The 25,776-nt window shown below is 69.8% G+C and carries 28 protein-coding genes; 15 read left to right on the top strand and 13 right to left on the bottom strand.

Annotated features, from left to right (window positions below; all coding sequences use genetic code 11):
* Positions 1-2: 2 nt before the first annotated feature.
* The 4 genes from COA07_RS18500 to COA07_RS00905 all read right to left on the bottom strand — a co-directional run bounded on the left by COA07_RS18500 (position 3) and on the right by COA07_RS00905 (position 2,972).
* Positions 3-152, bottom strand: a complete 150-nt coding sequence (locus COA07_RS18500) for a hypothetical protein (RefSeq protein WP_245841940.1) — start codon at positions 150-152, stop codon at positions 3-5.
* A gap of 57 nt (positions 153-209) precedes the next feature.
* Complete coding sequence (rpsP, locus tag COA07_RS00915; protein ID WP_066713501.1) at positions 210-635, bottom strand: 30S ribosomal protein S16; 426 nt, start codon at positions 633-635, stop codon at positions 210-212.
* Positions 636-753: 118 nt separating this feature from the next.
* Positions 754-2,262 carry a signal recognition particle protein gene (gene ffh, locus COA07_RS00910; RefSeq protein ID WP_096640333.1) on the bottom strand — a complete coding sequence of 503 codons (1,509 nt, stop codon included), beginning with the start codon at positions 2,260-2,262 and terminating at the stop codon, positions 754-756.
* Positions 2,263-2,417: 155 nt separating this feature from the next.
* Positions 2,418-2,972, bottom strand: a complete 555-nt coding sequence (locus COA07_RS00905; RefSeq protein WP_066713393.1) for a DUF924 family protein — start codon at positions 2,970-2,972, stop codon at positions 2,418-2,420.
* Between the two features lie 16 nt (positions 2,973-2,988).
* On the opposite strand from COA07_RS00905, the gene COA07_RS00900 reads away from it, so the two are divergent.
* Genes COA07_RS00900 through COA07_RS00890 form a run of 3 tightly spaced genes read left to right on the top strand, consistent with a single transcriptional unit; the run spans position 2,989 to position 5,818 of the window.
* Complete coding sequence (locus COA07_RS00900; RefSeq protein WP_096640331.1) at positions 2,989-4,173, top strand: MiaB/RimO family radical SAM methylthiotransferase; 1,185 nt, start codon at positions 2,989-2,991, stop codon at positions 4,171-4,173.
* Positions 4,170-5,105: a signal recognition particle-docking protein FtsY gene (gene ftsY, locus COA07_RS00895; RefSeq protein WP_066710760.1), complete on the top strand. Its 936-nt coding sequence runs from the start codon at positions 4,170-4,172 to the stop codon at positions 5,103-5,105. The genes COA07_RS00900 and ftsY overlap by 4 nt, the downstream gene beginning before the upstream one ends.
* Positions 5,102-5,818, top strand: coding sequence for an inner membrane-spanning protein YciB (locus tag COA07_RS00890; protein WP_066710762.1), 717 nt, complete (start codon positions 5,102-5,104; stop codon positions 5,816-5,818). Before ftsY ends, COA07_RS00890 begins: the two co-directional genes overlap by 4 nt.
* Positions 5,819-5,846: 28 nt before the next feature.
* Here COA07_RS00890 and COA07_RS00885 read toward each other — a convergent pair whose 3' ends face one another.
* The 3 genes from COA07_RS00885 to pspF all read right to left on the bottom strand — a co-directional run bounded on the left by COA07_RS00885 (position 5,847) and on the right by pspF (position 9,631).
* Complete coding sequence (locus COA07_RS00885) at positions 5,847-7,673, bottom strand: methyl-accepting chemotaxis protein (RefSeq protein WP_066710764.1); 1,827 nt, start codon at positions 7,671-7,673, stop codon at positions 5,847-5,849.
* A gap of 173 nt (positions 7,674-7,846) precedes the next feature.
* Positions 7,847-8,458: a superoxide dismutase gene (locus tag COA07_RS00880; RefSeq protein ID WP_066710765.1), complete on the bottom strand. Its 612-nt coding sequence runs from the start codon at positions 8,456-8,458 to the stop codon at positions 7,847-7,849.
* An 84-nt stretch (positions 8,459-8,542) separates the two neighbouring features.
* A complete protein-coding gene (gene pspF / locus COA07_RS00875; protein WP_066710768.1) occupies positions 8,543-9,631 on the bottom strand; it encodes a phage shock protein operon transcriptional activator in 1,089 nt (362 codons plus the stop codon).
* Positions 9,632-9,798: 167 nt separating this feature from the next.
* Here pspF and COA07_RS18135 point away from each other — a divergent pair, with 167 nt between their 5' ends.
* From COA07_RS18135 to COA07_RS00835, 9 genes are all read left to right on the top strand, one after another.
* Positions 9,799-9,945, top strand: a complete 147-nt coding sequence (locus COA07_RS18135; protein ID WP_169803521.1) for a hypothetical protein — start codon at positions 9,799-9,801, stop codon at positions 9,943-9,945.
* 87 nt (positions 9,946-10,032) lie between these two features.
* A complete protein-coding gene (gene pspA, locus COA07_RS00870; RefSeq protein ID WP_066710771.1) occupies positions 10,033-10,695 on the top strand; it encodes a phage shock protein PspA in 663 nt (220 codons plus the stop codon).
* A gap of 5 nt (positions 10,696-10,700) precedes the next feature.
* Complete coding sequence (gene pspB / locus COA07_RS00865) at positions 10,701-10,985, top strand: envelope stress response membrane protein PspB (protein ID WP_066710774.1); 285 nt, start codon at positions 10,701-10,703, stop codon at positions 10,983-10,985.
* Positions 10,985-11,365, top strand: a complete 381-nt coding sequence (gene pspC / locus COA07_RS00860) for an envelope stress response membrane protein PspC (RefSeq protein WP_066710779.1) — start codon at positions 10,985-10,987, stop codon at positions 11,363-11,365. The genes pspB and pspC overlap by 1 nt, the downstream gene beginning before the upstream one ends.
* 27 nt (positions 11,366-11,392) lie before the next feature.
* Positions 11,393-11,680 carry a hypothetical protein gene (locus COA07_RS00855; RefSeq protein WP_066710782.1) on the top strand — a complete coding sequence of 96 codons (288 nt, stop codon included), beginning with the start codon at positions 11,393-11,395 and terminating at the stop codon, positions 11,678-11,680.
* Positions 11,681-11,709: 29 nt separating this feature from the next.
* The gene (locus COA07_RS00850; protein ID WP_066710785.1) at positions 11,710-11,964 is read left to right on the top strand and encodes a hypothetical protein; all 255 of its coding nucleotides are present in this window, start codon (positions 11,710-11,712) and stop codon (positions 11,962-11,964) included.
* A gap of 37 nt (positions 11,965-12,001) precedes the next feature.
* Positions 12,002-12,247 carry a hypothetical protein gene (locus COA07_RS00845; protein ID WP_066710788.1) on the top strand — a complete coding sequence of 82 codons (246 nt, stop codon included), beginning with the start codon at positions 12,002-12,004 and terminating at the stop codon, positions 12,245-12,247.
* Between the two features lie 41 nt (positions 12,248-12,288).
* Positions 12,289-12,735: a SufE family protein gene (locus COA07_RS00840; RefSeq protein WP_066710790.1), complete on the top strand. Its 447-nt coding sequence runs from the start codon at positions 12,289-12,291 to the stop codon at positions 12,733-12,735.
* A gap of 412 nt (positions 12,736-13,147) precedes the next feature.
* Positions 13,148-13,822 (top strand): hypothetical protein, encoded by a 675-nt coding sequence (locus tag COA07_RS00835; RefSeq protein WP_141396452.1) that lies wholly within the window; start codon positions 13,148-13,150, stop codon positions 13,820-13,822.
* A gap of 15 nt (positions 13,823-13,837) precedes the next feature.
* On the opposite strand, the gene COA07_RS00830 is transcribed toward COA07_RS00835, so the two are convergent.
* The 5 genes from COA07_RS00830 to COA07_RS00810 all read right to left on the bottom strand — a co-directional run bounded on the left by COA07_RS00830 (position 13,838) and on the right by COA07_RS00810 (position 19,277).
* Positions 13,838-14,548, bottom strand: a complete 711-nt coding sequence (locus COA07_RS00830; RefSeq protein ID WP_066710798.1) for an HPP family protein — start codon at positions 14,546-14,548, stop codon at positions 13,838-13,840.
* Positions 14,506-15,213, bottom strand: a complete 708-nt coding sequence (locus COA07_RS00825) for a prolyl hydroxylase family protein (RefSeq protein ID WP_066710801.1) — start codon at positions 15,211-15,213, stop codon at positions 14,506-14,508. Before COA07_RS00825 ends, COA07_RS00830 begins: the two co-directional genes overlap by 43 nt.
* A gap of 58 nt (positions 15,214-15,271) precedes the next feature.
* Positions 15,272-16,252 carry an RcnB family protein gene (locus COA07_RS00820; RefSeq protein WP_211280932.1) on the bottom strand — a complete coding sequence of 327 codons (981 nt, stop codon included), beginning with the start codon at positions 16,250-16,252 and terminating at the stop codon, positions 15,272-15,274.
* Positions 16,253-16,362: 110 nt separating this feature from the next.
* A complete protein-coding gene (locus COA07_RS00815) occupies positions 16,363-17,952 on the bottom strand; it encodes an acyl-CoA synthetase (protein ID WP_211280939.1) in 1,590 nt (529 codons plus the stop codon).
* Positions 17,953-18,017: 65 nt separating this feature from the next.
* Positions 18,018-19,277, bottom strand: coding sequence for an acetyl-CoA C-acetyltransferase (locus tag COA07_RS00810; protein ID WP_066711730.1), 1,260 nt, complete (start codon positions 19,275-19,277; stop codon positions 18,018-18,020).
* An 83-nt stretch (positions 19,278-19,360) separates the two neighbouring features.
* Between COA07_RS00810 and COA07_RS00805 the strand changes: the two genes are divergently transcribed.
* From COA07_RS00805 to COA07_RS00795, 3 genes are all read left to right on the top strand, one after another.
* The gene (locus tag COA07_RS00805; RefSeq protein WP_096640487.1) at positions 19,361-19,942 is read left to right on the top strand and encodes a TetR/AcrR family transcriptional regulator; all 582 of its coding nucleotides are present in this window, start codon (positions 19,361-19,363) and stop codon (positions 19,940-19,942) included.
* Positions 19,939-20,901, top strand: a complete 963-nt coding sequence (locus COA07_RS00800) for an NADPH:quinone oxidoreductase family protein (RefSeq protein WP_066711732.1) — start codon at positions 19,939-19,941, stop codon at positions 20,899-20,901. The genes COA07_RS00805 and COA07_RS00800 overlap by 4 nt, the downstream gene beginning before the upstream one ends.
* Positions 20,902-20,962: 61 nt before the next feature.
* On the top strand, positions 20,963-22,579 hold the full coding sequence (locus COA07_RS00795) for a choline dehydrogenase (protein ID WP_066711733.1): 1,617 nt from the start codon (positions 20,963-20,965) through the stop codon (positions 22,577-22,579).
* A gap of 243 nt (positions 22,580-22,822) precedes the next feature.
* On the opposite strand, the gene COA07_RS00790 is transcribed toward COA07_RS00795, so the two are convergent.
* On the bottom strand, positions 22,823-25,705 hold the full coding sequence (locus tag COA07_RS00790; RefSeq protein ID WP_141396451.1) for a PAS domain S-box protein: 2,883 nt from the start codon (positions 25,703-25,705) through the stop codon (positions 22,823-22,825).
* Positions 25,706-25,776: the final 71 nt, after the last annotated feature.

The following is a 25,776-nucleotide window of genomic DNA, read 5'->3' as shown; positions in this document are numbered from 1 at the left end:
CGTCAGTCCGTGGGCGAGCCGCCGTCGCCCGCGGGGACGTCGTCCGCGCCCTCGGCGGGCTGCTCGCTGGAGACCCCGTGGTTGGTGGCGTCTTCGTCATCCTCGGGGGCCGTTCGCGGATCGGGGGTGGGGCCGGCATCCTGGGTCATCATGCGCTCCTGTTCACAGGGGAACAGCGCCAACGCATGACGACCCGTTCGGGTGCGTTGTTACTCGGCGGTCGCCTCGGCGGCATCGGCCGCCGGCTCCTCGGTCGCGGCCGGCGCGTTCGCCGCCTCGGCCTCGGCCTCCTGCTGCGCCTTCAGCTTCTCGGCACGCTCCTCGGCGCGCTCCTTGGCCTTCTCGCCCGGCTCGGCCTTCTTCGGGTTGCTGCGCGCCGCGCGCTCCTTCACGCCGGCCGCATCCAGGAAGCGGGCGACACGGTCGGTCGGCTGCGCGCCCACACCCAGCCAATGCTTGGCGCGCTCGGCGTCCAGCACCACGCGCTTCTCGTCGTCCTTGCCCAGCAGCGGATTGTAATTGCCGATCTTCTCGATGAACTTGCCGTCGCGCGGGGACCGCGCATCGGCCACGACGATGCGGTAATAGGGACGCTTCTTCGAGCCGCCACGCGACAGGCGAATGCTGAGTGCCATTGTAGTCGTCTTCCTTCTTCTATTCGTCACCCCAGCGAAGGCTGGGGTCTTTTCGTGATGGTCGTTCCGCCCTTGCCGCCCGAGACCCCGGCCTTCGCCGGGGTGACGGGTGTCGGGGCTATTTCTTGAACTTGAACCCGCCGGGGCCGCCCGGAAGGTTGCCGGGCAGTCCGGGAAGCCCCGGGCCACCGCCCGGCCCGCCCAGCTTGCCCATCATGTCGCCCATGTCGGCGCCGCCGATGGCATTGCCCAGGCCGCCCAGCCCGCCCTTGCCCAGCATCGCCATCATGCCCTTGATCCCGCCCATCTTCTTGATCTTCTTCATGGCGGTGGACATTTCCTGGTGCATCTTCAGGAGCTTGTTGACCTCCTGCACCGTCGTGCCCGAACCCTTGGCGATGCGGATCTTGCGCTTGGCGTTGATCAGCTCCGGCTTGCTGCGCTCCTTGACGGTCATCGAACCGATGATCGCGTCCAGGTGGACCAGCATCTTGTCGCTGCCCGGCACCGCGTCCATCGCCGCCTGCGCCTTCTTCATCCCCGGCAGCATCCCGGCCAGCGCGCCCAGCCCGCCCATGCGCTTCATCTGCGCCAGCTGGCTGCGCAGGTCGTTCATGTCGAACTGACCCTTGGCGAGCCGGCTCGCCATCCGCTCGGCATCTTCCTGCTGGATCGATTCGGCGGCGCGCTCGACCAGCGAGACGACATCGCCCATCCCCAGGATGCGCCCCGCGACGCGGCTGGGGTGGAATGCCTCCAGCGCGTCCAGCTTCTCGCCGGTGCCCGCGAACTTGATCGGCTTGCCGGTGACGGCACGCATCGACAGCGCCGCGCCGCCGCGCGCATCGCCGTCCATGCGGGTCAGCACCACACCGGTCAGCGGCACCTGTTCGGAGAAATTCTGCGCGACGTTGACCGCGTCCTGGCCGGTCAGGCTGTCGACCACCAGCAGGATCTCCTGCGGGGACGCGACGTCGGCGACCGCCTTCATCTCGTCCATCAACGCCTGGTCGACGTGCAGGCGACCGGCGGTGTCGAGCATCAGGACGTCGAAGCCCTGCAGCCTGGCGGCCTGCATCGCGCGGCGCGCGATCTCGACCGGCTGCTGCCCGGCAATGATCGGCAGCGTCGCGACGCTCACCTGCGTGCCCAGGGTGGCAAGCTGTTCCTGCGCGGCGGGGCGATTGACGTCCAGCGACGCCATCAGCACCTTCTTCGCCGACCGCCCGGTCATCGACGACGTCGACAGCCGCTTGGCGATCTTCGCCGTGGTGGTCGTCTTGCCCGACCCCTGCAGGCCGACCATCATCACCACCGCGGGCGGCGCGACGTTCAGGTTGAGGTCCGCGCCCTCCGGCTCGTCCCCGCCCAGCATCCGCACCAGCGCGTCGTTGACGATCTTGACGACCTGCTGCCCCGGCGTGACCGATCGCAGGACGTTCTGGCCGATCGCCTCCTCGGTCACGTCGTCGACGAACTGGCGCGCGACGGGCAGCGCCACGTCCGCTTCCAGCAGCGCGACACGCACCTCGCGCATCGCCTGACGCACGTCCGCCTCGGTCAGCGCGCCACGGCCGCGCAGCCGGTCGAACACGCCGCCAAGACGATCGCTCAGGCTATCGAACATCGAAACTCCTTTCACCCGCCGCCAAACGCAAAAGCGCCGGCGGGCGAAACCTCGCCGGCCAGCGTGCACCACATGGGCGCTTGTCCTGTGCGTTCAACAACGGAACTGGGGCGGGGCGATAGCGGAATGCACGCCGCAGGGCAAGACGCTTCGCGCTACCACCCCCCGCCCGCCTCCAGATACGCGCGCTCCTCCGCCGTCGTCTCGCGCCCCAGCGCGTCGTTGCGCGACGGGAAGCGGCCGAAGCGCGCGAACACGTCGGCATGATCGCGGGCGAACTTCAGGTTGTTCTCGATGCCCAGCGCCTCGAACATCGCGACGCTCTGCGCCTGTCCGGCGGCATCCTCGGCATGCATCAACGGCATGTACAGGAACACGCGCTGCTCCGGCGGCAGGCGAGCGTCCCATCCGCGCGCGATCGCCAGCTCGGTCAGCTTTCGCGCCAACGGGTCGGCGGCGAACGCCTCCGCCCGCCCGCGGAACAGGTTGCGCGAAAACTGGTCCAGCACGATCACCGCTGCCAGCAGGTGCCGGGGATCGTCGCGCCACGCCGCCGCCCCCGTCGCCAGCACATGATCGCGCAGGTCCGCGAACCGTTCGCGGATCGCCGCGTCCAGCGCATCGTCCTTCGCGAACTGCTGCTCGGTGGTCAGCGCGAACCAGAACGCGATCACCGCGTCGGTCGCGGAGTCGACTTCGCTGCCGGTCATAACTAGATCGCCCTCCATGTCGTGCTCGCCCCAGCCCGAGGTCGTGACCCTCGGCTGCCGTCTCAACATCGCCGAAAGCGAAGCGATCCGCCAGCTGGCGGGCGCGCAGGTCGCGGTCGTCAACGGCTGCGGCGTGACGAACGAGGCGGTGAAGCAGACGCGCGCCGCGATCCGCCGGCTGCGCCGTGCGCGGCCCGACGCCGAACTGGTCGTCACCGGCTGCGCCTCCGATATGGATCGCGCCGCCTTCGCCGCGATGCCGGAGGTCGACCGCATCGTCCCCAATGCCGCCAAGCTGCTGCCCGCCAGCTGGGGCGCCCGCCCCAACGCGCCCCGTCCGCGCCGCCAGACGCGCGCCTTCGTCGGCGTGCAGAACGGCTGCGACCATCACTGCACCTTCTGCGCCATCCCGCAGGGGCGCGGCCGCAACCGCGCCGATCCGGTGGCTGAGGTCGTGCTGCGCGTCGCCGCGCTGGTGGAGGCGGGCCAGCAGGAGGTGGTGCTGAGCGGCGTCGATCTGGCCAGCTACGACGATCGCGGCGCGCCGCTGTCGTCGCTGGTCGCGCGGCTGCTGGCGGAGGTGCCGGGGCTGGCGCGGCTGCGGCTGTCCTCGCTCGACCCCTTCGCGATCGACGATGCGCTGTTCGCACTGCTGACGCAGGAGGAGCGCGTGATGCCGCACGTCCATCTGTCGCTACAGGCGGGCGACGACCTGATCCTCAAGCGGATGCGCCGCCGCCATTCGCGCGCGCAGGCGCTGGACCTGATCGCCCGGCTGAAGGCGGCGCGCCCCGCGATCACGATCGGCGCCGACCTGATCGCCGGCTTCCCGACCGAGGATGACGGCATGTTCGCCAACACGCTGTCGCTGGTCGACACGGGCGACGTCAGCCACGCGCACGTCTTCCCCTATTCGCCGCGCACCGGCACGCCCGCCGCGCGGATGCCGCAGGTGGCGGCCGACGTCGCCCGCGCGCGCGCCGCGCGACTGCGCGATGCCGCCGCGGCGCGGCTGGCGCGGCACTTGGCGGCGCAGGTCGGCACGGTGCAGCCGGTGCTGGTCGAGCGCCCCGGAACCCGCGGCCATGCCCCGGACTTTTCGGAGGTACGTCTTTCCTCCCCCCATCCCGTCGGCCATATCGCGCGCGTCACCATCACCGCGGCCACGGCCGACCATCTGACCGGAACGATCATCGCATGAGCACGAGCTGGCACGACAAGCTCCTGGGCGGTTTCCGCCGCACGTCCGACCGGCTGGTCGGCAACCTCGCGGGCCTTGGCGGCGCGCGGCTGGACGACGCCACGCTGGACGAGGTGGAGGAGGCGCTGATCGCGTCCGATCTCGGCCCCGAAACCGCCGGCCGCGTGCGCCAGCGCCTGTCGGAAGGGACGTTCGAACGCGACATGGAGGAACTGGGCATCCGCCTGGTCGTCGCCGAGGAGGTGGAGAAGGTGCTGGCGCAGGTCGCGCGCCCGATCGGCATCGATGCCTTCCCCCGCCCGCAGGTGGTGCTGGTGATCGGCGTCAACGGATCGGGCAAGACCACCACCATCGCCAAGCTGGCGCACCTGTTCATGGAACAGGATTATCAGGTGATGCTGGCCGCCGGCGACACGTTCCGCGCCGCCGCGATCGGCCAGCTGAAGACCTGGGCCGAGCGGATCGGCGTACCGATCGTGACGGGGCCGGAGGGCGGGGACGCCGCCGGGATCGTGTGGGATGCGGTGAAGCAGGCGACCGCGATCGGCACCGACGTGCTGATCGTCGACACCGCCGGCCGGCTGCAGAACAAGCGCGAACTGATGGACGAGCTGGCGAAGATCCGCCGCGTGCTCGGCCGCCTCAACCCCGCCGCGCCGCATGACGTGCTGCTGGTGCTGGACGCCACCACCGGCCAGAATGCTCTCAACCAGATCGAGGTGTTCAAGGAAGTGGCCGGGGTCACCGGGCTGGTGATGACCAAGCTGGACGGCACCGCGCGCGGCGGCGTGCTGGTCGCGGCGGCGGAACGCTACGGCCTGCCGATCCATGCGATCGGCGTGGGCGAGACGATGGACGACCTGCGCCCGTTCGACGCGCGCGAGGTCAGCCGGATCATCGCCGGGGTCGACGACACGGGGCGCGGGCGATGAGCGCGGATGCGGCACCCCGCGCCGCCGGCGAGGGCCACGGCGGCATCCGCGCGCTGATCGATTACGGCCCGCTGGCGCTGTTCTTCGTCGCCAACTTCCTGGTCCCGGCCGATGTCGCGCGGCGGATCGTGGCGCAGTTCACGCCGATGCTGTCGACGCTGAAACAGGTCGAGGCGCTGTTGCTGGCGCGCGTCATCCTGGCCACCGCGGTGTTCGTGCTGGCCAGCATCGCCGCGCTGGTACTGGCGCGGGTGAAACTGCGCCGCGTGCCGCCGATGCTGCTGATCTCCGCCGGGCTGGTGATCCTGTTCGGCGGGCTGACGATGTATTTCCGCGATCCGCGCTTCATCCAGATGAAGCCGACGATCGTCTACGTCCTGCTCGCCGCGACGCTGGGCTTCGGGGTGGCGACCGGGCGCCCGCTGCTCCAGCAGCTGATGGGCAGCGCCTATCCCGGCCTGTCGGAGGCCGGGTGGCGGCGGCTGACGATCAACTGGACGTGGTTCTTCGTGGTGATGGCCGTCATGAACGAGGCGGTGTGGCGCGGCAGCGCGACCGCGCTGGGCACCGCGCGCGGCTGGGATCTGTGGGCGATCTACAAGGTGTGGGTGGTGATCCCGCTGACCTTGCTGTTCGCGGTCGCCAACGTGCCGATGCTGATGCGCCACGGCCTGACGCTGGGCGACGACGCGCCCGTCCCGCCGGAGGGCTGACGCCCCCGCACCGGGACGGCGGCACACGTCAGAATTCGTTCCAGTCGTCGTCCTTGACCGCCAGGTTGCCGCTGGTACGCGCCGCCGCCGCGCGCGGTCGCACCGGCGCGATGCTGCGCACCGGGGCGCTGCGCGGACGGGCCGCGGCGGGCGCGGAGTCCTTGGTCTGGAACCGGTTGACCTGCTGCTCCAGCGTGACCGTCTCGTCGGTCAGCAGGCGGCAGGCGGCGGTCACTTCCTCGACCATCGCGGCATTGGCCTGGGTGGCGCTGTCCATCTCGCCGATCGCGATGTTGACTTGGCCGATGCTCGACGCCTGCAATTCCGCGCTGTCGGCGATGATCGTGACGACGCCGGCGATCTCGTCGATGCCGGTGGTGATCGCGCGCAGCGACTGGTCGGTTTCCTGCGCCAGCTGCACGCCGCTGCGCACGCGGTCGACCGTGGTGGTGATCCGCGCGTTGATGTCGCGCGCGGCATTGGCGGAGCGTTCGGCCAGCGCACGCACCTCGCTGGCGACCACCGCGAAGCCCTTGCCCGCATCGCCCGCGCGCGCCGCCTCGACCCCGGCGTTGAGCGCCAGCAGGTTGGTCTGGAACGACAGCCCGTCGATCAGCGCGATGATCTCCGCGATCTCGTTCGACGACCGTTCGATATCGCCGATCGCGGTCACCGTGCGCCGCACGATGTCCTCGCTCTTGCGCACATTGTCGGTCGTGCGGCGGACGGCGCCGGCCGCAGTCTGCGCCTGGTCGGCGGTTCCGCGCACCGACGATGCGATCTCCCCCACCGCGGCGGCGCTTTGCGCCAGCGCGGCGGCCTGCTGCTCGGCGCGCTGCGCCAGGTCGTTGGTGGCCGCATGCATTTCGGCGGTGCTGGTGGCGATCCCGCCGGCGCTGCCGCGCACCGTGCTCAGCGCCGCCGACAGGCGCGATACCGCGGTGTTGAAGTCGCGTTCCAGCGACGTGTAGGCGGGCGGGAAGTTGCGGATCTCCACCCGCAGGTCCGAATCCGCCAGCCGCGACAGCGCCTGGCCGACTTCCGCCACCACCGCCTCCTGTTCGGCATCCGCCGCCGCCTTGGCGATCGCCGCCGCGCGGAACACTTCCACCGCGCGCGACATGCTGCCGATTTCGTCGCCGCGCTCCGTGTCGGGCACCTCGATGCTGTTGCCGCCCTTGGCCAGCGTGTCCATGACGCCGGTCAGCCGCACGATCGGCCGCGCCAGCAGCCGCGTCAGCACGATCGACACCGCCACGGCGCCACCGATCATGACCAGCGCGCCCAGCACCAGCGCGATCTTGCCGCCCGCCAGCGCCGCCTCGCGATCGCTGCGGGCGATCTCGCTCCGCTCCACTTCCTGCTTGCGCAGCGCGCGCAGCGGCGCCAGCACCGGCAGCACGGTCGCCTGCTTGCTGACCGCGCGCAATTCCGCCTGCGCCTCCATCCGGTCGCCACGCGACAGCGCGATCAGCCGGTTGCCGAAACGTTCGCGCCATTCGACGCTCTTGCGCTGCGATTGCGCCACCTTGGCCAGATCCTCCGGGGCATCGGCCAGGAAGCCGTTCAGCTTGGCGACCGCTGCCCCGCCCTGCTCGACCGCCTCGCGATACTGCGTCAGGTAGGATTCGTCGCCGGTAATCAGGAAGCCGCGCATCTGGCTGTTCTGCCGCAGGATGGCGATCTCCATCTCCAGCGTCTGCGCCAGCACGTCCTGCCCGCGCACGCTGCTGGTGCTGGTGCTCTCGATCCGCCCCAGGACGCCCCACAGCACGAGCATCATCGCCAGCACGACGGCGATGATGATGGCAAACGCCCCCGCGAGCTTTCGCGAGATGGGCAGGGAAGTCAGCATGGCGGCCCGGTTCTCCGATAGGTCGCCGGGAACATGCCTTCACAAGTGTAATATCCGGTAAATGGCGCGTTGACCCGTCCCCGCCCGCCACGGCGCCGCCGCCCGGGCGTGAAAAAGGGGGCCGGTCGCCCGGCCCCCTTCTCGCCGCGATCCGGCCGGATCGCGGCGCGTCATCAGGCGACGGCGGCGTCGTACCGGCGGCCGGCCTCGTCCCAGTTCACCACGTCCCACCACGCCTTCAGATAGCCGGGGCGGTCGTTCATGTAGGTGAGGTAGTAGGCGTGTTCCCACACGTCGTTGCCCAGGATCGGCGTGCCCTTTTCCTTGGCATCGTCCATCAGCGGGTTGTCCTGGTTCGGGGTCGACGTGACCTTCAGCGCGCCCGAGGCGTCCGCGATCACCCACGCCCAGCCCGAACCGAACTGGCCCGCACCCTTGGTGTTGAACTCGTCCTTCAGCTTGTCCAAGCCGCCGAACGCCTCGATCGCCTCGGCCAGCTTGCCCGACGGCTGCGTCGAACCCTTGGGCGCCATGATCTTCCAGAAGAAGTCGTGGTTCCAGAAACCGCCGCCGTTGTTGCGCACCAGCGGCGGCAGCGTCGAGATCATGCCGAGGATCTCCTCGATCGACTTGCCTTCCAGCTTGGGATCGGCGGCGACGCCCTCGTTCAGCTTGGCGGTATAGGCGGCATGGTGCTTGTCATGGTGGAAGGTCATCGTCTCCTTGGAGATGACCGGCTCCAGCGCGTCATAGGCATAGGGAAGCGGCGGGAGTTCGAAAGCCATGGAATCCTCCTTTGATCCGCGTCAGGCAACGCGACGCGCCCCAAATGGCTCCCCCCGGCTCGTTACGCAACCGCTCCGATCGCGTCAGGCGCTGCCGATCAGGTCGTGGCGGCGCAACGCGTGGCGCAACTGGTCGTACGTCAGCCCCAGCGCCTCGGCGGTGGCGCGCTGGTTGAAACGGTGCTCGGCCAGCGATCGCGCCAGCAGGTCGCGTTCGAACAGCGCCACGCGGCTCTTGAAATCGGACGGGCCGACGTCGCACGCCGCCACGTCGTCGCCATCGCCCTCCGGCGCGCGCTCCGCCGGCCCTGCCGCGGCGGCCTGCGCGGATCGCGGGGCGGACAGCTCGCGCTGCTCGGGCGCGGCGGCGGGCACCGTCTGACGGTTGGGCGTCGCGGGGCGATAGGGTGAGGCGAAGGGGTCGAACTCCACCTCCCCCACCGCGCCGCCGCGATCCCAGCGATAGACCGCGCGCTCCACCACGTTGCGCAATTCGCGCACGTTGCCCGGCCAGCGATAGTCCAGCATCGCCGCCATTGCCTCCTCGGTGAAGCCGTCCCACTCCTCGCGTTCCAGCTCGGCGGCCATGCGCCGCCCGAAATGGTCGGCCAGCACCGGAATGTCGCTGCGCCGCGCGCGCAGCGGGGGCAGCGTCACCACCTCGAACGACAATCGGTCGAGCAAATCGGCGCGGAACGTGTTGGCCTCCACCCGGTCGGGCAGATGCTCGTTGGTCGCCGCGACGATGCGCACGTCGACGCGGATCGGGCGTGACGAGCCGATCCGCGTGACCTCGCCATATTCCACCGCGCGCAACAGCCGCTCCTGCGCCCCCATCGACAGCGTGCCCAGCTCGTCGAGGAACAGCGTGCCGCCGTCGGCTTCCTCGAACCGCCCGACGCGCGCCTTGCTGGCGCCGGTGAACGACCCGGCCTCGTGCCCGAACAGTTCCGCCTCGATCAGCGTCTCGGGCAGCGCGGCGCAGTTCATCGTCACCAGCGGCTGGTCCCAGCGCCCGGACAGATGGTGGAGCCGTTCCGCGACCAGTTCCTTGCCGGTGCCGCGCTCGCCGATCACCAGCACCGGCCGGTCGAGCATCGCGGCACGGCTGGCGCGCTCCAGCGCGTCCAGGAACGCCCCCGACTGACCGATGACCTGCTTCGTCCGCTTCATATGCCAATATCTGGCGCGATTCCCCAAGCGGTGGCAACCGCAAAGATCAACAATTGCGCGCAGCCCACGCAAATCCGCCGTTTTTGCAATTGGCACGCCCCGTGCAATGCAATGGGCATCGGCGCCGCAACGACGGCGCACAAGGTTCAGATCGAGGAGATACCGCCATGACCAACACCACCAACAGCTTCGGCGCGCGACTGGCCGCCATCGCCCTGACCGTCATCGTCAGCACCACCATGGTGCTGGGCGCGGTCGGCCCGGCGACGGCCCCGGTCGGCGCACCGTCCGCGACCGTTCACGCGGTGGCGTGAACGCAGGGCGGGGCACGGGAACAGACCCTCCCCGTGCCCCGTCCGATCCGCTAGGATGGATCGCGTAACCCCAGGAGTCCGTATCGAATGGGCATTTTCTCCCGCACCCGCGACATCGTCGCCGCCAACATGGCCGAGCTGCTCGACAGGGCGGACGACCCGGCGAAGATGGTTCGCATGATCATCCTCGAAATGGAGGAGACCCTGGTCGAGGTGCGCGCCTCCGCCGCGCGCACCATCGCCGACCAGAAGGAGATGCGGCGCCACATCCAGAAGCTGGCGGACCTGGAGGCGAGCTGGACCGAAAAGGCCGAGCTGGCGCTGTCCAAGAACCGCGAGGATCTGGCCAAGGCCGCGCTGGTCGAACGCCGCAAGGCTGCCGAAATGGCCGCTCAGCTGACGTCCGAGGTGACGGTGCTGGAGGATGCGCTGCGCAGTTCCGAGGAGGATATCGCCAAACTGCAGAACAAGCTGCGCGAGGCGCGCGCGAAGCAGAATGCGATCGCCACCCGGCTGGAAAGCGCCAACACCAAGGCGCGCCTGCGCGAGATGTGGAACGGGCCGAAGACGCATGAGGCGTTCAGCCGCTTCGACATCCTGGAACGCCGCGCCGACGAGGCGGAGGGCCGCGCCGAGGCGATGGGCCTGGCGCCCCGCACGCTGGAGGACGAGTTCGAGGATCTGCGCTCCAACGACAGGATCGACGCCGAACTGGCCGCGCTCAAGGCCCGCATGAACAAGGAAGGTTGAGGGGCATGGAAGATATCGTCGTACCGCTGATCGCGATCACCTCGATCTTCATCGGCCTGCCGTGGGTGATCCTGCATTACGTCACGCGGTGGAAGACCGCGCCGCGGATCACCGACGAGGACGAACGGCTGCTGGACGAGATGTACAATCTCGCCCGCCGGCTGGAGGACCGCGTCACCACCGTCGAGCGGATCGTCGCCGCCGACAATCCCGATTTCCGCCCGGGCATGGCCGACTATCGCTCGCAGCCCGACTATCGCCTCGACGCCCCGTCGCAGCGGAGGAACTGATGTCCGACAGCCGCACCAAATTCTATCTCGATAAGCAGGACGCCAAGTGGAAGGGCGTGTGCGCCGGGATCGCCGACTATACCGGGATCGAGGTCATCTGGGTCCGCATCGCGATGATCCTGCTGACGCTCGCCGGCGGCTTTCCCTGGACGCTGATCGCCTATGCGCTGATCGCGTGGATGGCCGAGCCCAAGCCGCTGGGCCTGTACCAGGACCGCGCCGACCAGAAATTCTGGCAGGGCGTGCGCACCAATCCGACGCGCTCCACCGCGGAGGTCCGCTCCAAGTTCCGCGAGCTGGACCGCAGGCTGGCCGATATCGAGCTGCACTATACCAGCCGCAACAGCGCGCTGGCCAATGAGATCGAGAGCCTGCGCTAGGACGCTGGCGCCACGACGGAGGCTGGGATGAACGTCGATCACCTGAACGGTTTCACCATCTTCATGCTGGCGTTCGTCGTCATCGGCCTGCCGGTGATCCTGGGCGTGGGCAGCGAGATGTTCAAACGCTGGCTGGTGCACAAGGAACGGATGGCCAGTGCGCTGACCGCCGCCACCGCGGAGAAGGCGGCGCAATATGCCGCGCAGACCGAACGGCTGGAGGCGCGGGTGCGCGTCCTCGAACGGATCGCCACCGACAGCGGCACCGACCTGCATCGCCAGATCGAGCAATTGCGCGACGACCGGCTCAACTGAGCGCGTCGCCAGAGGAGGGAGTTTCACACATGGGTCCGTTTTCGATGGTCGTCGCGATCGTGTTCATCGCGATGATCGGCCGGGTGCTGCAGGAACGCTATCGCGCGATGGCGCGGATCGCCGACCAGGGCGGCACCCCGCACCTTCAGCCTGCCGATGCGATGCGCGCGCAGGACGAGGTCCGCCAGCTCAAGGAACGCGTCGCCGTCCTGGAACGCGTCATCACCGATCAGCACGCGAACGCCGATCTGGAACGCCAGATCGAGCAGCTGCGCGACCGCTGATCGCCCCGCGAACGTCCGCCGGAAGGATAAGGCCGTCATGTCCGATCCCGTATTCTACGTCATCATGGCCACCGCGACGCTGGCCGGGCTGGCGATGCTGATCGCCGCCACGCTCAACGGCTGGCGCGGCTGGCTCCAGCTCAAGCAGCAGCAGCTGCGCGCCGATGGCGAGGGGCACCTGCCCCGCATCGCCGCCCCGTCCGCCAGCGCGCGGATCGAGATCGCGGACCTCAAGGAACGCATCCGCAAGCTGGAGGCGATCGCCGCGGGCGTCGACCTGTGACGCCCGCGACAGTTGCCGCCCGCGCGGCGCGCGGGTAGGCGATGCGGGCGATGACCGACGCTGCGACCCCGCCCCCTCCCCAGCCCACGCTCGATGACGTCCGCGAGGAATATGAATTCCTGGAGGGGGACGATCGCTACCGGCTGCTGGTCGAGCTGGGCCGCGCGCTGGAACCGATGCCCGACGCGCTGAAGACCGATGCCACCCTGGTGCGCGGCTGTTCGGCGTCGGTATGGGTCTATCCCACCGTCGCCGACGACGGCACGCTGCATTTCCTGGCCGACAGCAACGCCGCGATCACCAAGGGGATCATCGCGCTGGTGCTGCTGACCGTGCAGGACCGCGCGCCCGCCGCCATCACCGCCACCGACATCCCCGCCGCCCTGGCGCCGTTCGACCTGAAATCGCAGCTCAGTTCCAACCGGACGCAGGGCATCCCGAACATGATCGCGCTGATCCGCGACACCGCGGAGCGCTACGCCGCCTGATCGCGGCCCGGCCTGTCGAACCGGCCTCCGTAAAAGCCACCCCGTCATGCCGGACCTGTTCCGGCATCCACGGTGCAACGAACGCACAGGCCGCTCCCTTTCGTCACCCCGAACCCTTCGACTTCGCTCAGGAGAGCCTTGTTCCGGGGTCCACTGTTCCGCAAAAGCAGGTGCTTGCGCGTATGCGGAAAGATGGATGCCGGAACAGGTCCGGCATGACGGCGGGGGTTTTGCACAGGTCCCGCCTTCGCCAAGGTGACGACGAAGACCAGCACAAAAACCGCGCCGGCAAAGGTCTCGCAAAGCCGACCGCTCCCGCGCCCCCACCCCGCTTAGTCGGATCGACTAGCGCCAATCCGCCCGATCGCCCCCATTATCGCCCCACTCTTCCATGGTCGCACAGGAGAAGACGATGAGCGATTCGAACGATGGCGTCGGCGGGGTCGGAGGTGTCGGCGCCAGCAGCGCCAGCAGCGGCGCGAACGCCGCCGAACAGGCCGCCGCCGCCTCGCGCGGGCCGGATGCCGATCGGGTCGCGGAGGCGATGGTCGATGCGGTGCGCGGCCCCAACGGGGTGAACACCGACGCGCTCGGCGGGCTGGTCGCCGGGCTGAACGCCACCAACCCCGCCTTCGGTGCGCAGGTTCAGGCCGCGATCGAGCGCGATCTGTCCGCGGTCGATGTCGGGCGGCTGCATAGCGCGATCGACGCCGCCGCGCTGACCACGCCGTCGCTGCCGCAGCAGGTGACCACTCCCGCGGCGCTCGCGCCCGACGTGACGCAGGTCAATCCGGCCTACAGCTACAATGCGCAGGGGCAATTGGTCGATGCCTCCGGCGAGCGCGTCGCCTCGGTCGGCAACCCCGACCGTCAACAGGCCGCGCTCGACAAGTCGCTGGCGGACGTCACCCGGCATGTCGACCGGATCACCGGCGGCCCGATCTCCGGGCTGGCGTACAATGCGGCGTATCTGTCCGGCGCCTCGCCGCGCACGCTCGACAATGTCCACGCGCTGGGCAAGATCGCCGACGGCTTCGCCAAGCCGCTGGAGGATCGCGCGGAACAGATGCACGTCCCGCTCAACTGAGCGGACGACCGCCGGTCAGCGCGCGCCGCCTCGCCGCCGCGCGTGCTGCTCCGCACGGGTCAGCAGCGCGTCCAGATCCTCGCGCGCGATGTCGAACCCCTCGCCCATCTCCGCCAGCGCGGCGTCGATATCGGCCAGGTGGAAGCCCGGCGGCAGCGGCGCGGGGACGGGCACCGCGCGGTGCGGATAGGATCGCCGCGTCGCGCGGTGGAACAGCCAGCCGAGCGCCACCAGCGCCATCGAATTGACCGCCACCGGCACGAACGCGAACGCAAAGCCCGCGGCATGGATCGCCGGCCCGCCGATCACCGCGGTCAGCGCCGCCGCGCCGCCCGGCGGGTGGAGGCAGCGCAGCAGCGACATGACCGCGATCGCCGCGCCCACCGCGACGCCCGCCGCCAGCGTCGCGTCGGGCACCCAGCGAAATGCCGCCATCCCGACCAGCGCGGAGATGGTGTTGCCGCCGATCACCGGCCACGGCTGCGCCAGCGGACTGGCGGGCACGGCGAACACCAGCACCGCCGATGCGCCCAGCGGCGCGACGATCGCGGGCAGGCCGTCGGCCAGCGCCGGCACCTGTGCGCCCAGCCACATCGTCAGCGCGATCCCCGCGACCGCACCCAGCGCCGCGATCGACCGGTCGCGCGCCTGCGCCCCCGCCAGGATCGGGCGGAACCACGCGCTCACGCCGGGCTGCCGGTCGCCGCGCGCGCCGCCATCGCCCATGGCCGCTCGCGAAACCATTTGGTGACGATGTATTTGGTCCCCTCCACCACCGCCATGCCTTCGTGCAGGGTGGCCGTGTTGGGGCTGCCGTCGGCGGCCAGATTGTTCCAGACGAGCAGCAATCCCTTGCGCGGCGCGACGCGCAAGCCGCCTTGCGGGAACCAGGTGGCGCCGCCTTCCTCCACCTCGTTGAGGTAGATCATCGCCGTCCACGTCCGCTGCCCGCCGGATGCCTGCATCCGCGGCCAGTAGCTTTCGCCTTCGTGGAAATAATCGTGATGCGTGCGAAAATGCTGGCCGGGGGCATAGCGCTGGCCCTGCATCGTCTCGCCATGATCGGGGTCGATCCCCAAGGCGTCGGCGATGAAGCGGTCGATCTCGCGGATGCCCGGCGCGTTGCGATCCATGTCGCAGCTTTCGCTGGTACGGTTCGCGCTGGTGCCGCGGTCAGACAGCAGTGTCGACGGGCGGCGGTTGGCGTCGATCACCTGCACCAGCCAGTCGCAATTCGCCTCGTCCAGGAACGCGGGGCAGCGCCACGCATCGACCTGCGCGCTGGGCAGCCGCTGCATCCGCGGGTCGGCATCCAGCCGCGCCGCCACCGCGCTGCCGATGGCGGCGCGGTCGGCGGAGGGGCGTCCGGGGGCTTGGGTAGAGATCGCCATGACGGACATGTCTCTTGCGCGGCGCACGCGCGGGTTCAAGCCTCCGGACGCCGCAGGATCACCAGAAAATGCCGTAGATCACGTCCACCACCTGCCCGCTGTAGACGTCGACCAGCAACGCATCGTCGTAATAGCGTACCCAGCGGTACGGGCCGTAGGCGTCGGGCAGGCGATACGCCCACGGATCGGAGATCCAGTAATTCTGCCCGAACAACATCGGCGCGATCCGCACCCCGATGCTGAACCGCGTATAGCCACGGCTCCAGCCATACGGCGCGTAGTAGCGCGGCAGGCGATAGGCGCTGCGATTGTCGATCCGGTAGCGATTCCAGTCGTAGCGCCGGTCGTTGCGCCACCCGCGGTTCCACCCGCGCCGATCGTCGTTGCCCCGGTTCCAGTCGCCGCGATTCCAGTCGCCGCGGTTCCAGTCACCCCGGCCCCAGGCGCCCTGGGCGCGCTGGCGATCGTCCCAGCGGCGATCGTCACCGCGCCGGTCGTCCCAGCGCCGATCGTCGTCGCGCCGGTCGCTGCGCCAATTGTCCCAGCGTCCGTTGCCCGCCCGCGGATCGCGGCGCGGGTCCGGGCCGGGCTGCGCGCCGGGCGGCGGGGGCGGCGGCGTATCGCGGCGCCATTCGCCCCGCACCTGCCCGTCACCCCGGATCTGCCCGTCACCGCGCCAGCCGCCGTCTGGCCGCGGCCCGCGGTCGCCGCGCCAGCCGCCGGGCTGCCCGTCCGGCCGCCCGCCCTGCCAGTCGCCGCGCGGACGCTCGCCCTGCCAGCCGCCGCGATCCGGCTGCGGGCCAGGCTGCGGGCGCGGCTGCGCCTGCGGCATCGGTTGCGGGGGCTGCGGACGCTCGAGGCGTTCCGGTCGCTGCCAGCGCCCCGCGTCGGCCGACCGGCCCTGCGCCTCGACCCGCGCCTCCATCCGCGCGCGCATCACGTCGCGCAGCGTGCCTTCGCGCGCGCCTTCCTGTGCCATCGCGACCTGCGGCAGCGCCGCGGTTGCCGCCAGCAATCCTGCAATCAACGCCTTCATCATCTCGCGTCGTCTTTCCACCTGCCGGCGCACAAGCCGGCCCCACGATGCCGGTGTTATGCGCGGGTGCGGTGGAACGATGGCTGAATTGCCCCGTCAGCGAAATGAAAGCTTCACGCCGCCTGTCCGGCCGCGGCACGATCCGGGGTCGGCGCGCCGGTAACGGGCGTCTTGCCCCAATATTCGTCGCGCAGCAGCCGCTTGTACAGCTTGCCGGTGTCGTGTCGTGGCAGTTCGGCGCGGAAGTCGACGCGCCGCGGCGCCTTGACGTGGCTCAGGTGCGTGCGCGCGTACTCGGTCAGCTCCGCCGCCAGCGCCGCGCCTGCCTCCGCCATGTCGCGCGGCTGGACGACGGCGACCACTTCCTCGCCCATTTCGTCGTTGGGCGCGCCGATCACCGCGACGTCCGCCACCTTGGGATGGGTGACCAGCAGGTTCTCGATCTCCGCGGGATAGATGTTCACGCCGCCGGAAATGATCATGAAGCTCTTGCGGTCGGTCAGGTACAGATACCCCTCCTCGTCCATCCAGCCTACGTCGCCCAACGTGGTCCAGCCGTGGCGGTTGGTGCCCTCCGCGGTCTTGTCCGGGTCGTTGTGATAGACGAACGTGCGCCCGCCGCCGGGCGCCTCGAAATAGATCGCGCCCTCGGTACGCGGCGGCACTTCATTGCCATCCTCGTCGCAGATGTGGGTGATCGTGGTCAGGTTGCGGCCCACCGATCCCTTGTGCGTCAGCCATTCGGCGGCGCTGATCGCGTGGAAGCTGTTGCCCTCCGTCCCCGCATAATATTCGTGGACGATCGGCCCCCACCAGTCGATCATCGCCTCCTTGACCGGGATCGGGCACGGCGCGGCGGCATGCCACACCGCCTTCAGCGACGACAGGTCGTGGCGCGCGCGGATCTCCAGCGGCAGCTTCAGCATGCGGATGAAATGCGTCGGCACCCATTGCGCATGGGTGACGCGATGGCGCTCGATCAGCTCCAGCGCGCGTTCGGCATCGAATTTTTCCATGATGACGACGGTGCCGCCGATCTGGTTCACCGCCATCGACCAGCGCAGCGGCGCGGCATGGTACATCGGCGCCGGGCTGAGATATACCATGTCCTCCGCCCAGCCGTACAGCGCGCGCCCCAGCCCGACCAGCGGCGAGACATAGGCGCCGAACGCCTCCTCCGGCAGCGGGAAGCGCACGCCCTTGGGCTTGCCGGTGGTGCCCGACGAATACAGCATCACCTGCCCGTGCGCCGGGTCGTCCACCGCCGTGTCGGGCTGCGCATCGCGCGCCGCCTCGTAGCTCTCGAACCCGTCGATCGTCCCGCCGACCATGAACCGCGCCAGGTCCGCGATCCGCGGCCCCAGCTGCTGCGCGCAGCCGGATACGCCGGCGGAGGCGATGAACACGCGGCACTCGCCGTCGCGCACGATATATTCCGCCTCGTCGACCATCAGCTTGGACGAGATGCAGGTGACGTATGCGCCGATCCGCTCCGCCGCCCACATGATCTCCAGATAGCGCGGATGGTTGTCCAGCATGATGGCGATCCCGTCGCCGCGCCCCACACCCAGCTCGCGCAGCAGGTGCGCCCCCTGGTTGGCACGCCGGTCCAGCTCGCCATAGGTAACGGTCTCTCCGGTCGCCGCCATGATATAGGCGGGCTTGTCCGGGCGGGTGCGCGCGTGCGCGACGGGATGCAGCATGGTCATTCTCTCTCCTGGGGCGCGGGGCATCTGTCGGCCCCGCCCCCGTCACGTCGTCCGGTGGGTCAGGCGCCGATGCGCTCGACGATGATCGCCGGGGCCATCCCGCCCGCCGCGCACATCGTCACCAGCCCATAGCGCTTGCCCTGCCGCTCCAGTTCGTCGACGACCGTGCCGATCAGGATCGCGCCGGTCGCGCCGATCGGATGGCCCAGCGCGATCGAGCCGCCGTTGACGTTCACCTTCGACCGGTCGAGGTCGAGGTCGCGGATGAACTTCTCCGCCACCACCGCGAACGCCTCGTTGATCTCCCACAGGTCGATGTCGTCCTTGGTCAGGCCCGCCTTGGCCAGCACCTTCTTCGCCGCGGGGACCGGCGCGTTGAGCATCAGCGTGGGATCGTCGCCGACGTTCGCCATCGCCACGATCCGCGCGCGCGGGGTCAGCCCGTGCGCCTCGGCATAGTCCTTCGACGCCAGCAGCACCGCCGCCGCGCCGTCGACCACGCCCGACGAATTGCCGGCATGGTGGAAATGCTGGATCTCCAGGTCGGGATAGCGGAGGTTGATCTGCTTGCGGAACGTGTCGCCGGACTTGTTGTACGGCATGTCCGCCAGCGCCGCGAACGACGGCTTCAGGCTGGCCAGCCCCTCGGCGGTGGTCTGCGGCCGGGGGAATTCCTCACGGTCGAGGATGACGTTGCCGTCATCGTCGGTGACGGGCACCAGCGACTTGTCGAACCGGCCCTCGGCGATCGCGACCGCCGCCTTGCGCTGGCTCTCCAGCCCCAGCGCGTCCAGTTCCTCGCGCGTGATGCCCTCCATGCTGGCGATCGCGTCGCCGCACACGCCCTGGTGGCTCTGCGGATGCGACACGTTCAGGCGCGGGTTGCCCGATCCCATGCCCAGCATCGGCTTGCCGCTTTCCATGTCCTCCTGCTGCATCGCGGCGGTCAGGCTCATCATCTCGGTCCCGCCGGCGATGACCAGGTCTTCCATCCCGCTCATGATCTGCGCCGCGGCGAAATTCACCGCGGTGATGCCGCCGCCGCAGAAGCGGTCCAGCGTCACGCCCGATGCCTTGACGTCGAACCCGGCGTCCAGCGCCGCCATCCGGCCCAGGTCGCCACCCTGCGGCCCACGCTGCGTCGAGGTGGACCAGATCACGTCGTCCACCTCGGCGGTGTTCAGGTTGTTGCGCTCCTTCAGCGCCTTCAGCACGGTCGCGGCCAGATGCTGCGGGTGAAGGTCGGCCAGCGCGCCCTTGCCCTGCTTGCCGATGCCGCGCGGGGTCCGCACGGCGTCGATGATATAAGCCTCTCCCATCGAATGTCTCCAATCTGCGATCTTGCTCACACGGCGCTTTACGGGCGCCGCTTTCCGACATAACCTTCGTTATGGTCGCCGGGATGTCAAGCGTGTCACCGTCCTCCGCCGCCCCCGCACGGGCGCCGGACCTCACTCCACAGGATTGGCTGGAGGCCGGTCAGTCGTTGCTTCGGCGCGGCGGATTGCGCGCGCTGAAACTGCGCCCCCTGTCGGAGGAGCTGCGCGTCTCCACCGGCAGTTTCTATCATCATTTCGCGGACTTCGACGCCTATCAGGGGCAGCTCGCGCGCTATTTCGCCGAAGCGCAGCTGACCGGCCTGATCGAGGCGCTGGAACGCGCCACCGCCGATCCGATCGCGCGCATCCGCCTGCTGGGGCAGACGGTGCGGCGGCGCGGGTCGTCGCGGCTGGCGATCGCGATGCGCGCCTGGGCCGAAAGCGATCCCCGCGCGCGAGAGGCGGTGGAGCGGCACGATTCGCTGATGCTCGACTTCCTCGCCCGCTGCCTGACCGAAGCCGGGTTCGAGCGACGCGATGCGGAGGTGCGCGCCTACGGCCTCATCACGCTGGGGCTCAGCAAGGTGCACGCCCCCCATCTCGACATGGAATCGCTGTTCGATCGCCTGCTGGAGATCATGACGCAGCGGTCGCCGGCGGCGTGAAGGCGCTGGTCGTCTCCGCGCTGTCGCCCGATCTGTCGGGCACCGCGCTGGCCGACGTTCCCGAACCGCAGGAGGCGGCGGACAAGGTGCTGATCCGCGTGCGCGCCGCCGCGCTCAACTATCCCGATCTGCTGATGACGCGCGGCGAATACCAGCTGAAACCGCCGCTGCCCTTCACCCCCGGCATGGAGGTGGCGGGCGAGGTGCTGGCCGGCGACGGCTTCGCGGCCGGCACCGCGGTGGTCGCCGGCACGCGGCTGGGCGGCTTTGCGGATGTGGTGGCAGTCGATGTCGCGGCGGTGCGCGCGCTGCCGCCGCACCTGTCGTTCGCACAAGGGGCGGCGGTGGGCGCCGCCTATCTCACCGCCTATGTCGCGCTGGTGCGGCTGGGCGCGCCGCGCCCCGACGAATGGCTGCTGGTCCATGGCGCGACCGGCGGCGTCGGGCTGGCGGCGGTCGATCTCGCGCATGCGCTGGGCGCGCGGGTGATCGCCACGTCGCGCTCCCCGGAAAAGCTGGCGACGCTGGCCGCCGATTATCCCGTCGCCGCCACGCTGCCCGCCCCCGGCTTTCGCGATGCGGTGAAGGAACTGACCGGCGGCGACGGCGCCGACATGGTGTTCGATCCGGTCGGCGGCGACGTGTTCGACGAATCGACGCGCTGCATCGCGTTCGGCGGGCGGTTGCTGGTGGTCGGCTTCACCTCCGGGCGGATCGCGACCGTTTCCACCAACATGCCGCTCATCAAGGGGTTTTCGGTGATCGGCGTGCGCGCCGGCGAATATGGCCGGCGCTTCCCCGATCGCGGGCGCGAGAATCTCGACGCGATCTGGTCGCTGGCGGCATCGGGGCGGATCCGCCCGCGCGTCCATGCCGAATATCCGCTGGCCGACTGGCGCGCCGCGTTCGACACGATGGCGCGCAGCGACATGGTGGGTAAGCTGATACTGGTTCCGTGACGAAAAACCGCCAACCTGCCGCGATCAGAGCGGGTGGCGCGACAAGGTAGAGGACGTTGGGATGGCCGGATATGATTATGTCGTCATCGGTGGCGGATCGGCTGGGTCCGCGCTCGCCGCGCGGCTGAGCGAGGATCCGACCGCCACCGTCTGCCTGCTGGAGGCGGGCGGCGCGAACAAGGACGTGCTGGTGCGCATGCCCGCCGGGGTCGGCAACCTCATCAAGGCGAAGGGCAAACACAATTGGGGGTTCTGGACCGAACCGGAACCGCATCTCGACAACCGCCGCCTGTGGTGGCCGCGCGGCAAGGGGCTGGGCGGATCGTCCGCGATCAACGGCATGGTCTATACCCGCGGCCATCCGCAGGATTACGACGAATGGCGCCAGATGGGGCTGGCGGGCTGGTCGTGGGACGACGTCCTCCCCTATTTCCGCCGGCTGGAGGGGCATCACCGCGGCGAATGCGGCGGGCTGCACGGCGCGGGCGGGCCGCTGTCGATCTCCGGCGGGGAAAGCGACAGCCCGTTCCACGATGCGCTGATCGAGGCGGGGCGACAGGCCGGCTACCCCGTGACCGACGATTTCAACGGCGCGTCGCAGGAAGGGTTCGGCCGCTACGACCTGACCATTGCCGACGGGCAGCGCTGGTCGGCGGCGGCGGCCTATCTCTATCCCGCGATGGCGCGCCGCAACCTCACCGTCATCACCAACGCGCGCACGACGCGGATCGTCGTCGAACGCGGGCGCGCGGTGGCGGTCGAATATCTGCGCGGGCGCACGCCGGAACGCGTCGCGGTCGCGGGCGAGGCGATCCTGTGCGCGGGCGCGGTGCAAAGCCCGCACCTGCTGCAACTGTCGGGCATCGGCGATCCGCAGCGGCTGCGCGACGTAGGCATCGCGCCGGTCCACGCGCTGCCCGGCGTCGGCGAGAACCTCCAGGATCATCTCGACGTCATCATGAACTGGTCGTCGCGCGGGCTGGTCACCGCCTTTTCCGCGACGCGGGGGCTGCGGCAACTGACCACCGGGGTGCAATATCTGCTCGGCCGGCGCGGGCTGGGGCGGCAGCAGTTCCTGGAATCGGGGGCGTTCGTCTCCTCGCGCGAAGGGCTGTCGCGCCCCGACGTGCAGATACACGGCGTGCTGGCGATCATGCGCGATCACGGAAAGGAGCGCGCCGACCGCGACGGCTTCTCGCTCCACCTGTGCCAGCTGCGCCCCGACAGCCGCGGGCGGATCGCCGCCGGTTCCGCCGATCCGCTCGCCGATCCGCTCATCTACGGCAATTACCTCGCCGCGCCGGAGGATCGCCGCGTGATGCGCGAATGCGTCAAGATCGGCCGCGACGTCGCCAGCCAGGCCGCGCTCGATCCCTATCGCGCGGACGAACTCTATCCCGGCGCGTCGGTGCGCAGCGATGCCGATATCGACGCCTGGGTGCGCGCGGCGGCGGAAACCATCTACCACCCGGTCGGCACCTGCCGGATGGGCGCGGACGGCGATGCGCTGGCGGTGGTCGACGCGCAATTGCGCGTGCGGGGGCTGGACGGCCTGCGCGTCGTCGACGCCTCGGTGATGCCGACCCTGGTGGGGTCGAACACCAACGCGCCGACGATCATGATCGCGGAAAAGGCGGCGGACATGATCCGCGGCGTCGGCACGGCCCTCGCCGCCTGACCGCCGCGCCCTCATCCCGGACTTGTTGGAAACCTTCGCGAAACGTGCTCGATCAATCGCATTCGATGCGTCACCCCGGACTTGTTCCGGGGTCCACCGTGCCGCAAACGCAATCGCTTATGCGTATGCCGCACGGTGGATGCCGGAACAAGTCCGGCATGACGGCGAAGGTGATCGCCAACGTTCCGAATACGCAGGTGACGCTGCTCACCCGATCACGACAGTCTGACAATCGAAAGGTGATCAGCCCCCCGCCGCCGCCGGACGGTCCAGCATCTGCCGCACCCGCGCCAGCAACGCGTCGCGGGCATAGGGTTTGCGGATGATCTGTTCCTCCGGCACGTCGGCGATCGCCGCCATATCGGCATAGCCGGTAACGAACAGCACCGGCAGGTCGGGGTGCCGCCGCCGCGCCCGCCGGGCGAATTCGACGCCGTTCATCCCCGGCATCGCCACGTCGGCGACCACCGCCTCGATCCCGCGCGTGTGCGCCAGCGCGCGCAGCCCGGTGTCGCCGTCCACCGCCTCCACCACGCGGCATCCCGCCGCGCGCAGCGCGTCGGCGGTCACCTGCCGCACATTGTCCTCGTCATCCACCACCAAGATGCATCGTCCCGCGATCGGCGCCGCCGTCGTCGCCGGGGCCGCGGGCACCGCCGCCGCCGCGGCGGCATCGCGCGCGCGCGGCAGGTACACGCTGACGGTCGTCCCCTCCCCCGGCGCGGTGTCGATCCGCACGCCGCCGCCCGATTGCTTGGCGAAACCGAACACCTGCGCCAGCCCCAGGCCGGAACCCTTGCCCACTTCCTTGGTGGTGAAGAACGGCTCGAATGCGCGCGCCAGCACCTCGTCGGTCATGCCCGTGCCGGTGTCGCTTACCGCGACGCGGATGTAATCGCCCGCCACCGGCTCCTCGGGGCGCTGCGGCGCATCCAGGCTGACGTTGGCGGTCGACAGCGTCAGCCGGCCGCAGCCCGCCATCGCATCGCGCGCGTTGATCGCCAGGTTCAGCAGGATCAGCTCGATCTGTGTCGGGTCGACCAGCGCCGGCCAGATCCCGTCCGCCAGCTCCTGTTCGATCGCGATCGAGCGGCCCAGCGTGCTCGCCATCAACGGCGCCAGCGCGCGCACGGTGTCGTTCAGGTCGACCGTTTTGGCCTCCAGCCGCTGCCGCCGCGAAAAGGCCAGCAGCTGCGCGGTCAGCGTCGCGCCGCGCTCGGCGGCGATCCGCACATGCTCCAGCCGCTGCAGCGCGCGCGCGTCCAGCGGGCCGTTCGCGGCGGCATGGGCGATCATCTCGATATTGCCCAGCACCACGGTCAGCAGATTGTTGAAATCGTGCGCCACGCCCGACGTCAGCTGCCCCACCGCCTCCAGCCGCTGCATCTGGTGCAGCGTCTCCTCGACACGCTCGCGCTCGGCGATCTGGCGGGTCAGTTCGGCGGTACGCTCGGCGACCCGTTCCTCCAGCGCCTCACCCGCCAGATGCCGCTCGGTCACGTCCACCGCGCAGCCGACATAGCCCAGGAAGCGGTCGCCCGAATATCGCGGCTGCGACACGCCATGCGCCCAGATCGTGCCGCCATCGGCGGTCGTCAGCGGATAGTCCCCGCGCAACGGGCGCGGTTCGCGGTAGTAAAGCGGCATGCGCTCTGCCAGCATCGCGCGATGCTCCTCGCGCAGGAGCGGCGCCCAGCCGTGGCGCAGCATCGTTTCCGGCGCGACGCCCAGGATCTTCTGGAAACCGGCATTGGCGAACACGAACCGCCCGGTCTCGTCGGTCATCCAGACCAGCGCCTCCATCTCGTCGGCCAGCGCGCGGAACCGCTGCTCGCTCTCGCGCAATGCATCCGCCTCGGTGCGCCGCGCGGTGACGTCGGTGATCGTGCCGATCGCGCGGGTGCACACATCGCCATCGAACACGCCGCGCCCCGTGACCGCGACCCAGCGCATCGTCCCGTCGGGCTGGAAGATGCGATATTCGACGTCGTGCAGCGCGCGCACCGCCGGGTCGATCGCCGCCGCGAACGATGCCGCCATCGCGGCGCGGTCGTCGGGATGGATCGCGGCCAGGAACTGCGCCCGGGTGGCGACCGTGTCGGGCGGATAGCCGTGCATCGCCCAATTGCGTTCGGAACCGGTGAAGGTGCCGGTGCGCAGGTCATATTCCCACGTCCCGATCTCCCCCATCCGCGTCGCCAGTTCCAGCGAGTCGCGGCTCAGCGCCAGCGCGGCCAGCGCGCGATGCTGCTCGGTCAGGTCGATGCCCTGCACGAAGATCGCCGTCACCTGCCCCTGCGCGTCGGTGACCGGTTGATAGACGAAGTCCAGCCGCCGCTCCTCCGGCGTGCCGTCGGCACGCAGCACCGTCACCGGCATGTCGACGCCGCGGAACGCCGCGCCGGTGGCCTGCACCTCGTCCAGCAGCCCAAGCAGCCCCTGCGACACCACCTCTGGCAGTGCGTCGTCCACCCTGCGCCCGATTACCTCGCGCCCGTCCACCAGCATGCGATACGCGGCATTGGCCAGTTCGAACACATGCCCCGGTTCGCGCAGCACCGCGACGAAGCCGGGCGCCTGGTCGAACATCTGGTGCAGGCGCGCGCGGTCCTCCGACAGTTCGCGCGCCGCGCGCACCCGCCCGGTCGTCTCCGACACGATGCACAGCACGCCGCCGACGCTGCCGTCGTCCAGCGCGACGGGCGAATAGGAGATGTCAAAATACACCTGCTCGCCATATCCCGCGCGCTCGATGTAGAACGGGCGGTCCTTCGCGGCATAGGTTTCGCCGGTGGTGCGCACATGCGTCAGCAACGGCTCCAGATCGTCCCACAATTCCGCCCAGGTCTCGCACGCCGGGCGGCCCAGCGCGGCGGGATGCTTGTTCCCGATCGTCGGCGCATAGGCATCGTTGTACAGCGCGACCTGCTGCGGCCCCCAGAACAGCACGATCTCCGCCTGCGCGGGCAGCATCACCGCCAGCGTGTGGCGCAGCACCGCCGGCCAGTCCTCTACCGGCCCCAGCGGCGTGGCGGCCCAGTCATGCGCGGCGATCCGCCGCCCCATGTCGCCGCCGCGCACCGTGAATGCCAGGGGATCGCGCGGAGCGGCGGGGGGCTGTGTCATCGCCGCGCAGACTAGCGCAGCCATTGCCCGGCGCGAAGGTGGCAAACGCTGCCGAACCGGCGTAATTCGAA

Origin of the sequence: Sphingomonas adhaesiva (assembly GCF_002374855.1) — a bacterium.
GTDB classification, from domain to species: Bacteria; Pseudomonadota; Alphaproteobacteria; order Sphingomonadales; family Sphingomonadaceae; genus Sphingomonas; species Sphingomonas adhaesiva.
This window is presented reverse-complemented; position numbering and strand designations above follow the sequence as displayed.